Origin of the sequence: Flavihumibacter sp., from assembly GCF_036676075.1 — a bacterium.
GTDB lineage: Bacteria > Bacteroidota > Bacteroidia > Chitinophagales > Chitinophagaceae > Flavihumibacter.
On sequence record NZ_JAKFDQ010000011.1, the window covers coordinates 81,658 to 96,148 of the forward strand.

The following is a 14,491-nucleotide window of genomic DNA, read 5'->3' on the forward strand; positions in this document are numbered from 1 at the left end:
TTAAATTATTTTGCCTAAGTTTGCCAATTATTTAAGTACCCTTCAATTACTAAAGAAATATTGAATTTATGTGTGGAATTGTTGCATATATCGGACATCGCGAGGCTTATCCGGTTATTTTGAAAGGCTTGAAAAGACTGGAATACCGTGGTTATGACAGTGCGGGAGTAGCATTATTAAATGGTGGTCTTAAAGTATACAAGAAACAGGGCAAAGTAGCTGATCTGGAAGAAACCCTGGTTGGAAAAGATCTTCACTCTAATATTGGTATTGGCCATACCCGCTGGGCCACGCATGGTGAACCTTGCGACAGAAATGCGCATCCGCATTTGTCGGGTAATGGTAAATTATCTATGATCCATAATGGGATCATTGAGAACTATGCCCAGATCAAAAAAGAACTCGTAAGTAAAGGATATGAATTCGTCAGTGATACTGATACGGAAGTATTGCTCAAATTCATAGAAGATATCCATCTGAATAATGAGGGCAGCCTTGAAGAGGCTGTTCGAATTGCCCTGAAAAGAGTAGTTGGTGCCTATGTGATAGTGTTACTTGATGCTGATAATCCGGATACTTTGATAGCGGCGCGCAAAGGATCACCTCTCGTCATTGGAATCGGCAAAGGAGAACATTTCCTTGCATCTGATGCATCACCCATAATTGAATACACCAAAGAAGTTGTGTATGTAAACGATTATGAAGTTGCCATCATCAAAAAAGACGAACTCATACTCAAGAATCTGGGTAATGAAAAGATAACTCCATTTATCACCAAACTCGATCTTGAACTGGCAGCCATTGAGAAAGGAGGCTATGACCATTTCATGTTGAAGGAGATATTTGAGCAACCAAGTACCATATTTGATTGTTTGCGAGGACGCCTGGATGCCCATAATGGAACCATAACCATGAGTGGTATCCAACAATATGCAGACCAGTTGGTGAATGCAAACCGGATAATTATCATTGCCTGTGGAACAAGCTGGCATGCCGGATTGGTAGCTGAATATATATTTGAAGAGGTGACCCGCATACCAGTTGAAGTAGAATATGCTTCAGAGTTTCGATACCGGAATCCAATTGTAAACAAAGGTGATGTAATCATAGCGATTTCTCAAAGTGGTGAAACAGCAGACACCCTGGTTGCAATTGAAAGCGCTAAGTCGAATGGAGCTATCATTCTTGGTGTAGTGAATGTGGTGGGATCCTCAATTGCCCGCACATCTCATGGTGGCGCATATACGCATGCCGGCCCGGAAATTGGGGTAGCAAGTACTAAGGCCTTCACAGGGCAACTTGCGGTGTTAACCATGATGGCGCTGAAGATCGGCTTGATGAAAGGAACACTTAGTGAGAAACGATTTATTCATTTGCTGAATGAGCTAAATGATGTTCCCGAAAAGGTTTCCGCAGCATTATTGCAGCATGAAAAGATCCGGGAGATCGCACTTAAATACCAGGATGCTAAAGATGCATTGTATTTAGGCAGGGGTTATAACTTCCCGATCGCCCTGGAGGGTGCTTTAAAGCTCAAAGAGATCTCTTACATCCATGCGGAAGGATATCCTGCCGCAGAAATGAAGCATGGCCCAATTGCCCTTGTTGATGAAAACCTGCCGGTTGTTTTTGTAGCCACAAAGGATAGTTTCCATGAAAAAGTATTGAGTAATATGCAGGAGATCAAGGCACGCAAGGGTAAGGTGATTGCCGTAGTAAGTGAAGGAGATGATGCTGCTGATGCTTTGGCCGATGACACAATTATTGTGCCTTATGCGGATGAGCTAATCGCGCCAATGATCAATGTTATTCCTATGCAATTACTGGCATATTATATTGGTGTCGCAAAAGGATTTGATGTAGACAAACCGCGGAACCTGGCTAAAAGCGTAACCGTGGAATAAGGTCCATCTATCAAACATCTTTTTATGAACATCATCAGAAAAAGCCCCATACAGACCCTAGGTTATGGCTTTATTGAGCCACAATTCCAACCACCAGGAAAGGATGAATATTACCTGCGAAACAGGCAGAATAACAGCGGAATAAGTTACCGCCAACTCAATGCCTACGAAATTGAAGTACTTGTAAGGAACCGTAACCAGAGTGACGACTGGAACAAAATACTTGTTTCTGATGCATTCAACCCGGAGCTCGTTAAAAATTGTAAATTTTTCGGCCTTGTAAGAATTGGTAAACTGGAACCCTATTGCCTTGAATTTAAAAATCTCCGCATGCCTGTTGGTTTGTACAATAGTACTATTACCAGCAGTGATTTTGGTGATAACGTGGTTGTGGATAATGTGAATTACCTATCTCATTACATCATTGGAAATGAGGTAATGCTTGTTAACATCAATGAGCTTGCCACAACAAGCCATGCAAAATTCGGGAATGGTATATTAAAGGATGGGGAGGATGAAAAAACAAGAATATGGCTGGAAGTTTGTAATGAAAATGGGGGTAGAAGTATTCTTCCATTTGATGGAATGCTACCTGGTGATGCCTATCTATGGAGCCGGCACAGGCAGGATGAAGTTCTGCAGAAACAATTTGTTGCTTTTACATCAAAGCGATACGATTCACTCAGAGGATATTACGGGATGGTTGGTGACCGCACTGTGATAAAGAATAGCCGGATCATCAAAGACACAATGATTGGGACGGATGCATACATAAAGGGAGCAAATAAAATAAAAAATATCACGCTCAATTCTACCCCCGAGGCCCGCACCCAGGTTGGTGAGGGTTGTGAATTGGTGAATGGCATAATTGGGGTAGGGTGCAGGATATTCTACGGAGTAAAAGCGGTTCGATTTGTAATGGCGAGCCATTCCCAGTTAAAATATGGTGCAAGACTAATCAACTCATACCTGGGAAATAATGCCACCATATCTTGTTGCGAAGTTTTGAATTCTCTTATATTTCCGGCGCATGAACAGCACCATAATAACTCATTTTTATGTGCTGCGTTAATAATGGGACAAAGCAATATGGCTGCCGGGGCTACAATCGGATCCAATCACAATTCCAGGGCTGCTGATGGAGAACTTATAGCAGGGCGCGGTTTCTGGCCAGGCCTCTGTGTGAGTCTTAAGCACAATTCAAAATTTGCTGCATTTACAATTATTGCGAAAGGAGACTTTCCCGCCGAACTCAATATTGAACTTCCATTCTCCCTTGTAAGCAATGATGTTTCAAACGACAGGCTATTGGTTATTCCGGGTTATTGGTTTCAATACAATCTATATGCACTTGCCCGGAACAGCTGGAAATATGTAGCCCGCGACCAGCGTACCGACAAAACGCAAGAAATTGAATATGATTTTCTGGCACCTGATAGCGCAAATGATATCTGGAAGGCATTAGGCATATTAGAAACTATTACCGGCCTTGCCTGGTTCCACAAAAATGGCAAAACAGGTTCGGAATCTTCCATACGAAAAAAAGGGAAAGCACTCCTTACAGAAAGATCTGAGGAACTGGATGATCTTGAGATCATTCTTCCTAATGCTGAAAATAGCAATAGGCAGGTTATTGTAAAGAAGGCAGCAATGGCTTATCAGTGGTATAAAGCATTCCTTGATTTTTATGCAGCAAGAGAAATTATAGGTGCGTTTGAAGCAAAGCCATTAAGCACCTTCAACAGGATGGTTGCAAAACTTCCTGCAGCCGGGAAAATAAATGAATGGGAAAATATTGGGGGACAACTCATTCCTGTAGAAATCGTAAACCAATGCCTGCAGCAAATCAGGAAGGGAGCTATTAATAGTTGGGAAAGCCTTCATGATTTCTACAAACAGGAAGGCGTTAATTATCCAGCGAAAAAACTTGCACACGCCATTTCCCTCTACAAACAAATGCATGGAGTTGAATTGAATTCGGACCCAAATGAGGTAAGAGCACTACTACAGCATAGCATACTATTCCGCAAAGAAATTTCTGATAAGATTCATGCCACCAGAGCAAAGGATTATAATAACCCCTTTCGCCAAATGGTATATGACAATAAAGAGGAATTGGATGCTGTAATTGGAAAACTGGAAGACAATAGTTTCATACTTGAAGACAGACTTCATCTGAATTCATACAGGAAAACTGTAAACAATTTATTGAAGAAATAAATGATTTACAAGAAGGACAGTTCCGTTTCTAATTACCCGAATTATATAAATTCCCGCAGGTAGTTTCCGCGTTAGGTGATGGTTATGGTTACCCCCAGGAAGCTTTATCCATTCCCTCAACACAGGCTGCCCGCTTATATTGAAAAATTCGAGCGTTAATGATTGTTGACCCCGGCTATGAAATAGCAAACAATTGAGCGAAGGATTATAAGATAAAGCAACCACCTGGTTGTTTGCGTAACCTGTACCAAAATGCATGGTTTTACCATAGCTAAACTGGCCATTATTATCTACTGATTTTATCCTGCAGTAGCCACTCTCCCACTCTATCGGCAAATACAGTTTATAATTATTCTGGTCCTTATCTGACGGTATATTGCCTACGCTTTGGAAAAGATTACCATCATGAGACAATTCGACTTCAAACAATGAATTATCAGTGGATATTCCGGTCTCCCATCTGCAGATCCACTTTGAATTAATTTGTTCCATCCATTGCCTGTTTATTTTAATAGGCAATGTGTTCATTCCAGGTAAAAAGCTGGCAAGGGTCAGGAATTGAACATTCCCTTTATCAAAAACTTCACTTGTTACAGAACCAGATAAAAATGCAAGGCCAGATGTAGCAGTATTACCTAAACTAAACCAGTTACCTCCATCGGAACCTGCAACACGAAGGCTTTCGAGATCTGACACTCCACCGCTATATACTTCATCAAAAGAAAGTTCTACCGAGGCCGTTGATCCGGAACCACCGCTGACTTCCCAGTATTCCACCTGTGAAATATGATCCAGGCCATCTCCCATTAGTGATGATATCGTGTAGGGGTCTGCACGGAAATACCGAACCAGAAAATCACCGTTTCCTCCTTTTATAATAATCCATCTTTGCTGGCCATTTGAACCTGTAGGAAAACGGAAATCCTGTGCTTCAAGGCTTCTTTTAAGGATAGACCCATCAATGTATGATCTAATGTTCAGGCTGTCTGACCGAAAATACCCTGTACGTTCCAGGATCAGTTGCGCGGAAGCATCAATTTGAATTATGCCATTTATAAGGTGAACTTCGAAAGGCAGTGCAGGTAAAGCATCTATAAAAATTGAATTGTTAGTCATGAATGCCAGTCGAATACTGTCCTTTATTGTACCAACAGCCTTTACCTGCTGTGGAAACACCCCATTCAATAATATAGTGCCGGTGCTTCCGGAAAGATTTGATTCAAAAATGATAGCATTTTGCTGTCGCCAATTTCCTTTAAGCGCCAGTACGCAAGATCGGGTACTGGTGGCCATATTAAAGCCGGCATGGTCAATGAGCAGATCTCCTGCAACGCTAATTGTATCTGAAAAATTTATCGCAAAAGATACCCCGGGTTCAATTTCCAGGTTGCCTCTTATTCTTAAGGGATTTGTTCCAGAAGAAGAATATGATGTAGTATCATTAGGTGCTGCTGCTGCTGATAATTGTAATGTACCATAGACTCTGTTGCTCAATGATATAGTGGAAGCGGCATCCGTATTCTCAAATCTGAAAATTCCCAGTTCGGTTCCGGTGCCCCTGCTAAGCTGCTGAACAATGTCTGCATGCCCTGTTCTGGTTCGGTGAACATATCTCCCACCATTATCAATTCTGATAGAATCATTTATTCTAATTGAATATCCGCTGCTGCTATTACTTGCATTTATAAAACTTCCCCCTGATCCAATTAATAATGTATAGCCATTCCCGGTAGTTGTAAAAGCCCGCGGATCCAGACTTCCTGAACTGCTTGTGAGAATATTGGTTGGAGGTAAAACAACTGTGATGCTATTGCCCGCATCAGCAATTATTTGTAAGGAGCGGATAGACATTGCGTGGTCAGGAAGCTGGATAGTATATGAACCGGGAATGAGACTATTATCCAGCACCACATCATCCGTTGCAGAAGGCACCAGGCCTGATTCCCAATTGATTGGGTCAACCCAGTTACCATTACCTGCAATACCTGACCACCTGATTTGTGCCACTGCTTCCACCGAAAGCAGTAATAGCAAAACCCAAACACTTCCTCTCATAACACACCATTTTGCTTGGGTGCAAAATAGATGGAAACGGTAAAGCTTGCAATAGTAACAAACAGTTAGGGTTAAAAAACGGTATTTGGTCTACGGTGCCGATACGGTGCCGTCACGATGCTGATAGGGTGCGCAGGGTAGGTAGAACCTTACTCCGGGTCTCTATCTGGTCCCTATCTGGTCCCTATTTTTAGCTCTATTGGGGGGAAAAGTTGAGGCCGTTTCCAGTTTTATAAAAACTAAAAACGGCCCCATTCAATTCTATTCCGGAAGAATTATTTCTTCAGGCTATCAACTTTTGCATTGATAGTATCAACTGCAGCACTAACAGTAGAATCAATTGCAGCAGAAGCTGAATTTACAGTAGCAGCAGCAGAATCGAGAGTTGCATTGATTGCAGAAGAATCAGTGATAGTAACTTCAGTTGTTTCAGCAGCATCATTACAAGCAGTGAAAGCAGCGGCGATAGCCAGAACAGCAAATACCTTTTTCATTTTCTTTGACGTTTTTGTGTTTTATAAAACAGGCGCAAAATTACCTGTTTCCTCCACACTTACAAGTTTCAGGCCATTTTTTTTATTTTTTCCTGAAAAATATTCTGACTGGCACACCGGTAAAATTGAAACTTTCCCGAAGCTTGTTTTCCAGGTAGTTACGATAAGGAGCCTTAATGTCATCGGGGTAATTACAGAAAAAAGCAAACGATGGAACCACCGTTGGAAGCTGGGTAGCGTACTTAATACTAACCGGGTTACCTCTTACCACAGGAGCATGATAAGCTGCCACGGCTTTAAGCATAACATCATTTAACTGTGATGTAGGAACTTTCCGTTTACGGTTCTCCACTACATCGAGGGCAATTTCAATAGCTTTAAAAATTCTTGTTTTCTCTTTAGCTGAAATAAAAAGCACCGGCACATCTGTAAAGGGAGCGAGTCTTTCTTTGAGTTGCTTTTCATAATCACGGGCTGTGTTCGTTTCTTTTGCCACAAGGTCCCATTTGTTCACAAGCAAAACGATTCCTTTTCCTTTCCTTGCAGCGAGGCTGAAAATACTAAGGTCCTGTGCGGAAATTCCTTTTTCAGCATCCAGTACTAGCATGCATACATCTGCTTCATCAAGGGCTTTGATAGCGCGTATAACAGAATAGAATTCCAGGTCTTCATGTACCTTTTGCTTCTTTCGTATTCCGGCAGTGTCTATAAGAATAAACTCTTTCTGGAATAGATTATAATGCGTGTGAATAGTATCACGGGTAGTACCAGCGATCTCACTAACAATGGTTCTTTCCTGACCCACCAAAGCATTCAGGAGGCTGCTCTTTCCCACGTTAGGTTGTCCAATAATAGCAAATTTAGGAACCCCATCTCCTTCGCTTTCCGCATAACGGTCTTCGGGGATCCGTTCGGTTATCGCATCCAGGATTTCACCGGATCCACTACCGCTTATTGCTGAAATAAAGAAAATATCCTCAAAGCCCATACTATAAAACTCTGTGGCTTCAAGCTGCCTTTGCGGGTTATCAACTTTATTCACAGCAAGGTATACAGGTTTGGTAGTTCTTCTTAGAACATCCGCCATTGATTCGTCGAGGTCAGTGATTCCTGTAGCAACATCTGTAACAAAGATCAGCGCATCAGCTTCATCAAGTGCTATAAGTACCTGCTTCTTTATCTCCCGCTCAAAAACATCCTGGCTACGGGGTACGAAGCCACCGGTATCAATTACGTTAAATGTCTTACCATTCCATTCCGCAATGCCATACTGACGATCGCGTGTTACTCCGCTTACATCATCCACAATGGCCTTTCTTTGTTCCAGCAAACGATTAAAAAAAGTACTTTTCCCAACGTTTGGTCTTCCCACAATTGCAACTGTATATCCAGCCATATCAATATTTTTTTGTTTGATGCCTCATTTGAATTTTATTCTCTCTTCTAATTGTATCCGTACTCCCTAAGGTATAATTCATTATCCCTCCACTTAGGACGTACTTTTACAAAGAGTTCGAGGAAGACCTTTTGACCAAGAAATTTTTCAATCTCCTGCCTTGCCCTGGTACCCAGATCCTTAATACCCTTTCCTTTTTCGCCTAAAATGATCCCTTTCTGGGTATCACGTTGTACGATGATATCGGCCTGAATTTTAATAAGGGTAGATTTCTCTTTAAATTCCTGTACCAGCACAGCGGTATGGTAAGGAATTTCATCCTGATAAAGTTGGTAAATCTGTTCCCGAATTAACTCGCCAACAAAAAATCGGGTAGGCAGGTCTGTAAGATTTTCTTCATCAAAAAAAGGTTCGCCCTCGGGAAGAAAAGAAAGAATTTTCTGAAGCAACTCTTCAACCCCTGTTTTATGCAGGGCTGAAACGGTAACTATTTCTTTTACATAAGGTTTTCCGGAAAAGAATTGACGTGCTTCTTCTACCCTTGCCGGCGATAACCCTTCTATCTTGTTCAGCACCAGTAATGCCGGCACCCTTAATCTCAATGCCGAGAATATGGCATCACTTTCGGCCCAGTCGTCATATATGTCTACCATCAGCAAAGCCAGATCTGCATCCTCCAATGCACTCTTCACAGCATGCATCATTTTCTGATGGAGTTTATATTTGGGCTCTATGATACCTGGGGTATCAGAAAAGATAACCTGGTAACCAGGCTCAGATAGTATTCCTTTAATACGGTGACGTGTTGTCTGTACTTTAGGGGAAACAATAGCGAGTTTTTCGCCCATAAAGGCATTGAGCAATGTGCTCTTTCCTGCATTTGGCTTACCGAAGATATTTACGAATCCTACTTTCATCTTTAGCTATTTCGGGCAATAGAATAAACGCTAAAGAATACAGAGGAGGTAATCAGATTCGCTGCGTGGCTACTATTGCCGCAAGGGAATAAAGGTTGCAAAGGTAGTCAAATGCAGGTTAAATGCCAAACGAATGAAATTTCCGGGCCTGTTTAATATATTTGAATAGGTAAATCATCCTCATTTGTACCATCTGCTAGTCTGCTTATTGATAATTTTGGCACCGGTATCGGTTGCCAACGCCCAACTGCAGCAATATCTTTTTTCCCACATTGGACCAAATAATGGCCTTGCTTCAGAACATGTGCTGTCGGTTCAACAAGACCGTAAAGGTTTTATCTGGATCTCCACTTTTAACGGGCTCCAAAGGTATGACGGTCAGCGATTCATCGGTATCCGGCGAGGGTCAAATGGCGTCCCGCTCCCCGAAGGCATGATACATAACCTATTACTGGATAAAAATGATCGGTTATGGATGATAATGGATGGAATGAAGGTGGGATACCTCAACACATTCGACTTCTCGTTTCATAATATCACCATTGATTATCCCAAAGAAAAGCGTGAAAAAGCCGGTGGCGGGCTGTATGTAGATGCGGATGGGGATGTATTATTAGTTCTGACAGCTAATGCACTTTTCAAATATGACGAATCAAGGGCAACATTTTCTTCCTCGAAGAATAACATAGCACTTCCCGGAAATTGGAAGCCTTACTATTTATGGCAGGATGGTCAAAGAAATTATTGGATTGGCACTGACTCCGGACTAGTAAAATATAATCCACGCAACAGGAGCATATCATTCAGAAACAACAATGCAGATGGCGACAGTGTGATCGAAGCTTTTGCAGACCTGCGCCAGGTGGTGTTTGCCTACCGTGATCCTTTAAATACTTTCTGGGGTATATCCTGGCCGGCATCCAAACTTACTATTCGCAGCTATGAGCCGGCAACCAACAGGAAAAACGACTGGGATCAGATTATTGGAAAAGCCCTCTCCAATAAATATTATGCACCCAGAGGACTGCATGCCACCCGTGATGGTAATATCTGGATATGGGGTCATAACTTATTCGGAAAGGTAATGCCTGCAACCAAAAATATTGAGATAATACGGAATGATATACCAGGAGAATTCAGTATACGGTATGATAATATCTCCATGATATTTGAGGACAGGGAAAGTAATATCTGGATATCCTCAGATAAGGGTTTATTCCGGTTCAATCCTGCAGCCCAAAAATTCAAAGTATTAAGAAACAGAAGACCAGGTAATGATTCCATTTACACACCTGATGTAACCGACGTGCTGCAGACAAGAAATGGAAATATACTTGTAAGCACCTGGGGGGCGGGGGTATTTTCTTATGACAGCAACCTGAATCCCATCAAAACGGCCATTTCAAGCCAGGGAGAAAAAGCAGGGGAAGGATTAACCTGGTGTATACATGAGCGTGAAAACGGTGATGTTGTAAGAGGTAACCAGGACGGCTATATTTTCATTTACCGGGCAGCCAGCAATACTACAGAAAAAATCCGTCCTCCTGTTTTTGAAAATAGTACTGTCAGGCAGGTTGTTGAGGACAAAACTGGAAAACTTTGGTTTGGAACACAAAGAGGAAACATTGTGAAGTGGGATCCGGACACCGATTCCTGGACCCTGGTTCAGAAGCTCCAAAGCACTATAGCACGTTTGCTGGTTGATAGCCTTGGAAATATTTGGGCATCTACTTCATCCAATGGAGTATTCCATATCAATTCTAAAAATGGTAAGGTGGTAAAACGATACACTGGTGACGACGAGCCGGGAAAGGCATTAAGGTCAAACTCGAGTTCTGACATATTGCAGTATGATGATAGCACCATGGTAATAGCAGCAAATGGATTAAATTTTGTGAACCTGCATTCAGGCGATATCAGGCATTTCAGTTTTGAGAATGGATTACCCACCAATGATATTGGCAACCTGGCTAAAGATAAAAAGGGGTTTATATGGATATCGTCAGGTCTGGGTATCCTTAACCACCAACCCAAAAAATCAAAGGTCAGTTCATACAATGCTACCGATGGCGTGCATACAAATAGCTTTAGCACGGCTTCAGTAACCTCATTTTATGATGGTCGGATTGCAATAGGAACCTCCCATGATGTAATCGTATTTGATCCCGCCGAGGTGAGATTTGATAATTACATTCCGCCAAAAGTTGAGATCAGTGGGATATCTGTAATGAATAAATATCTTCCAACAGATTCCATAGAGAAAGAAAAAGTACTTACACTAAGACATGATCAGAATTCTATACTGGTAGAATTTACAACGCTGACATATCAAAATCTTTACGGCATTTATTATAAACTGGAAGGACTGGAAGATGAATGGAATGAGACGGGGGTTGTTAAACAGGCAGTATATAGTTACTTACCGGCAGGCAATTATGAACTCAAGATTGCCACTTATGATCTTGAGGGGAAACCCGGACAAATCACTAGTTTACCAATAGTGGTAAAAGCGCCATTCTGGCGTTCAACATGGTTTTATTCTCTGCTGGCACTATCACTTGCAGGTGGATTATACTGGCTCGACAAGCAGAGGCAGGTGAGGGTCAAAAGTGAGTGGCAGATGAGAAGTGCAATAGCTGGCAACCTGCATGAGGATGTAAACAGCACGCTCCAAAATATCAATGTGCTAAGTGAAATTGCGGGTATGAAAGCCAGTACGGATCCTGAAAAATCCAAGGAATTCATTTACGATATCCAGCAAAAAAGCAGGAATATGGTAATAGCTATGAATGACGTTCTATGGAGCATTGATCCTGCTAATGACAGCATGCCTAAAACAATAGAAAGGATACATGAAGTTGCACACGCTATGCGAAGCAGGCATGGTGCAACGGTTCTGGTGAATATTGAAAAAAATGTTTCTGAACTCAATTTCAATATGAAGTTCCGTCATGAGTTCATTATTATCTATAAGCTTGCGATCGTAAGCCTGGTGGAGCTTTCCCATGCAAAACTGACCAGAATAAATCTGGATTTCGAGAAAGGCCTTCTCCTTTTATCGTTAAATGCGCCCGGCACAAACATGGAACGAAAAGATCATGTACTCAATAAAAATATCGGAGAAATGGAAGCAAGAGCACGAACTATCAGTGCTTTGTTAACAATAAAAGATGACAATAGCGGATCCACGATCACACTAAAAGTAAGAATAGAAAAAAATGGCTCTAAGAAAATATAGTAAAGCTGAGCCCCTGATATTCCTTTGGCTGATGCTACCATTTGTGATTGGCATAAATGCAATCATATTTGGAAGATGTGTATTTACCAGTTTCCGGATATTCTTCAGCAGTTTTGCTCTTTCTGCCTGCTTTCTCTTCTTCTCCTACTTATGTTTCAGGGGAGTTGCTTTTCTAATTAGAGACCGGTTTCCTTCAAATGGAGATCTATTCAGACGTATTGCTGTTATGCTTCCGGTTTTCATGTTTATGAATATACTTATGATCACGGGATTGTATGCTTTACATAATATTTTTCCCGTTGTGAGCTGCACGTTGATCGTTTCTAATGTTTGGTGGGCATTTCTGTTTGCAACAATTTCAAGTACGGTAATAACACTATTGAACGAAGCAGTGGTGAACTGGAATAGTTGGAAAAGATCCATCACAGAAACCGAACAATTGAAAAATGCATATAAGAAAACAAAATTACTCGGGTTAAAAGGCCAGGTGAATCCACATTTTCTTTTCAATTGCTTCAATTCACTTTCAAGTCTTATAAGTGAAAATGAAGATGCTGCAGAAAAATTCCTGAATGAGATGACCAAGGTGCATCGTTATATGTTAAGAAGCGATGAAGAACTACTGGTAACTCTTGAGGAAGAATTAAAGTTTGCATTATCCTACCTATACCTTATAAAAGCCAGATTTGGGAATGCCATTTCAGCGAACATTGAAATACCCGCATCCAGGCGCAAGTATCATCTGCCCCCTTTAAGCCTTCATGTTATACTTGAAAACATTATATATTCTAATTCTGCCAGCAACGAAGCTCCACTGAAAATTGATATACTCACGACTGATGAAAATTATCTAACCATTACTAACTCTGTACATCCAAGAATAAGAAAGGACATCATTGATTATGAAGAAGGGCTGGATAATCTCCTCAATAAATACCGGTTACTGGAGGAGAACAAGGTGATTATATCAGAAAATGAGCATCAGAGAATAATTTCTCTGCCATTGATTAAAGAAAAGGAGATAATATTATGAAATTCTATCGCCCTCCTTCCGTTCAATGGTATGGCTTCCTTTTATCGATGCCGGTGATTTGCGTGATTTTATCAATGGTACTATATGATGAAAGATTTTATAAGGATCCGCGTACCTGGTTTATTGCACCACCTTTGATTTTCTTACTTGGTATGGGTTCATGGTATTTGCATTACCAGTATGACCATTTCATCAGATCAAGATATCCGGAACTCAACCAGACAAAATCAAGAGTGATGTATAAATTACTCACCAACCTGCTGGTAATGACTCCATCGATCCTTTTGATACTGGTGATCTTCCATCTATTTGAGATCCTCGGATACAGATACGATCCACAGGATTTAAAAGGTTTTTTGCTTGTTGGTTTATGCATCAATATAATATTCGAGACTTTATGGGAAGTTATCTATACCATAGATAAATACAAGGAAAGTCTGGCAGAACAGGAATTACTTGAGCAAATGAGTTTGGGGCAGGAATTCGAGAATCTGAAGAGCCAGGTTAATCCCCATTTTCTTTTTAATTGTTTTAATACGCTTTCGGGTTTAATATCTGAAGACAAAAAAAAGGCCGAGCAGTTTCTAAATGAATTGAGCAAGGTGTATCGCTATTTATTAAGAAATAATGAAAATGCATCCACGCTTGAATCAGAGTTGGCTTTCATTGAGAGTTATTGCCAGTTATTGAAAACACGGCATGGGGACGGTCTCCAGATCAACTTTGAGATCGACAGGAAGTATTATCCCTATACTTTACCTGCAAATAGTTTACAGCTGGTGGTTGAGAATGCTGTGAAGCATAATATTATCAGTAAGGAACAACCTTTGGTTTTGGAGATTTTTACAACCTCAGCAAAACAATTGGTGATCAACAATAACCTCCAGCGTAAGCTAAAAATGGAAACTTCTACGAAAATTGGTCTTCAGAACATTCGATCTAAGTATAAATTGCTTCGGCACGATGGTTTCCAGGTAATTGAAGGGCAAAAGAATTTTATGGTAGTACTACCCCTGGTTTGGGAGGGGGCATAAAAAAAGCAGCTGATTTAAAGCTGCTTTTTCTTTGTTGCGAAGGGAGGGATCGAACCTCCGACCTTCGGGTTATGAGCCCGACGAGCTACCGCTGCTCTACTTCGCGATTTGGATTGCAAATGTACAGCGCAATAGTTTTCCCGCCAAATAATATTGAAATATATTTTTTGTGAAAGCTTAAGAAATTCAATTATGTATTT

At 41.1% G+C, this 14,491-nt stretch carries 9 protein-coding genes and 1 tRNA gene; 5 read left to right on the plus strand and 5 right to left on the minus strand.

Annotated features, from left to right (window positions below; translation table 11 throughout):
- Nucleotides 1-68 precede the first annotated feature (68 nt).
- Together glmS and V6M43_RS14470 are read left to right on the plus strand one after the other, a co-directional pair.
- Complete coding sequence (gene glmS, locus V6M43_RS14465; protein WP_332736443.1) at nucleotides 69-1,904, plus strand: glutamine--fructose-6-phosphate transaminase (isomerizing); 1,836 nt, start codon at nucleotides 69-71, stop codon at nucleotides 1,902-1,904.
- 24 nt (nucleotides 1,905-1,928) lie between these two features.
- Nucleotides 1,929-4,124: a DUF4954 family protein gene (locus V6M43_RS14470; RefSeq protein WP_332736445.1), complete on the plus strand. Its 2,196-nt coding sequence runs from the start codon at nucleotides 1,929-1,931 to the stop codon at nucleotides 4,122-4,124.
- Here V6M43_RS14470 and V6M43_RS14475 read toward each other — a convergent pair.
- The 4 genes from V6M43_RS14475 to era all read right to left on the minus strand — a co-directional run bounded on the left by V6M43_RS14475 (nucleotide 4,110) and on the right by era (nucleotide 8,986).
- Complete coding sequence (locus V6M43_RS14475; RefSeq protein WP_332736447.1) at nucleotides 4,110-6,179, minus strand: hypothetical protein; 2,070 nt, start codon at nucleotides 6,177-6,179, stop codon at nucleotides 4,110-4,112. The two genes, V6M43_RS14470 and V6M43_RS14475, sit on opposite strands and share 15 nt — an antisense overlap.
- Nucleotides 6,180-6,454: 275 nt before the next feature.
- Nucleotides 6,455-6,673: a hypothetical protein gene (locus V6M43_RS14480; protein ID WP_332736449.1), complete on the minus strand. Its 219-nt coding sequence runs from the start codon at nucleotides 6,671-6,673 to the stop codon at nucleotides 6,455-6,457.
- Between the two features lie 82 nt (nucleotides 6,674-6,755).
- Nucleotides 6,756-8,069 (minus strand): ribosome biogenesis GTPase Der, encoded by a 1,314-nt coding sequence (gene der, locus V6M43_RS14485; protein WP_442902320.1) that lies wholly within the window; start codon nucleotides 8,067-8,069, stop codon nucleotides 6,756-6,758.
- Between the two features lie 47 nt (nucleotides 8,070-8,116).
- A complete protein-coding gene (gene era, locus V6M43_RS14490; RefSeq protein ID WP_332736451.1) occupies nucleotides 8,117-8,986 on the minus strand; it encodes a GTPase Era in 870 nt (289 codons plus the stop codon).
- Nucleotides 8,987-9,170: 184 nt separating this feature from the next.
- Between era and V6M43_RS14495 the strand changes: the two genes are divergently transcribed.
- Genes V6M43_RS14495 through V6M43_RS14505 form a run of 3 tightly spaced genes read left to right on the plus strand, consistent with a single transcriptional unit; the run spans nucleotide 9,171 to nucleotide 14,291 of the window.
- The gene (locus tag V6M43_RS14495; RefSeq protein WP_332736453.1) at nucleotides 9,171-12,224 is read left to right on the plus strand and encodes a ligand-binding sensor domain-containing protein; all 3,054 of its coding nucleotides are present in this window, start codon (nucleotides 9,171-9,173) and stop codon (nucleotides 12,222-12,224) included.
- A complete protein-coding gene (locus tag V6M43_RS14500) occupies nucleotides 12,205-13,257 on the plus strand; it encodes a sensor histidine kinase (RefSeq protein ID WP_332736455.1) in 1,053 nt (350 codons plus the stop codon). Before V6M43_RS14495 ends, V6M43_RS14500 begins: the two co-directional genes overlap by 20 nt.
- Nucleotides 13,254-14,291, plus strand: coding sequence for a sensor histidine kinase (locus V6M43_RS14505; protein WP_332736457.1), 1,038 nt, complete (start codon nucleotides 13,254-13,256; stop codon nucleotides 14,289-14,291). Before V6M43_RS14500 ends, V6M43_RS14505 begins: the two co-directional genes overlap by 4 nt.
- 34 nt (nucleotides 14,292-14,325) lie before the next feature.
- Here V6M43_RS14505 and V6M43_RS14510 read toward each other — a convergent pair.
- Nucleotides 14,326-14,397 (minus strand) — tRNA-Met (locus tag V6M43_RS14510).
- Between the last annotated feature and the right edge of the window lie 94 nt (nucleotides 14,398-14,491).

Excerpts from the sequence above, each read along its gene's own strand:
- glmS (WP_332736443.1), top strand. The coding sequence starts at position 69 with ATGTGTGGAATTGTTGCATATATCGGACATCGCGAGGCTTATCCGGTT.
- V6M43_RS14470 (WP_332736445.1), top strand. The coding sequence starts at position 1,929 with ATGAACATCATCAGAAAAAGCCCCATACAGACCCTAGGTTATGGCTTT.
- V6M43_RS14475 (WP_332736447.1), bottom strand. The coding sequence starts at position 6,179 with ATGAGAGGAAGTGTTTGGGTTTTGCTATTACTGCTTTCGGTGGAAGCA.
- V6M43_RS14480 (WP_332736449.1), bottom strand. The coding sequence starts at position 6,673 with ATGAAAAAGGTATTTGCTGTTCTGGCTATCGCCGCTGCTTTCACTGCT.
- der (WP_442902320.1), bottom strand. The coding sequence starts at position 8,069 with ATGGCTGGATATACAGTTGCAATTGTGGGAAGACCAAACGTTGGGAAA.
- era (WP_332736451.1), bottom strand. The coding sequence starts at position 8,986 with ATGAAAGTAGGATTCGTAAATATCTTCGGTAAGCCAAATGCAGGAAAG.
- V6M43_RS14500 (WP_332736455.1), top strand. The coding sequence starts at position 12,205 with ATGGCTCTAAGAAAATATAGTAAAGCTGAGCCCCTGATATTCCTTTGG.
- V6M43_RS14505 (WP_332736457.1), top strand. The coding sequence starts at position 13,254 with ATGAAATTCTATCGCCCTCCTTCCGTTCAATGGTATGGCTTCCTTTTA.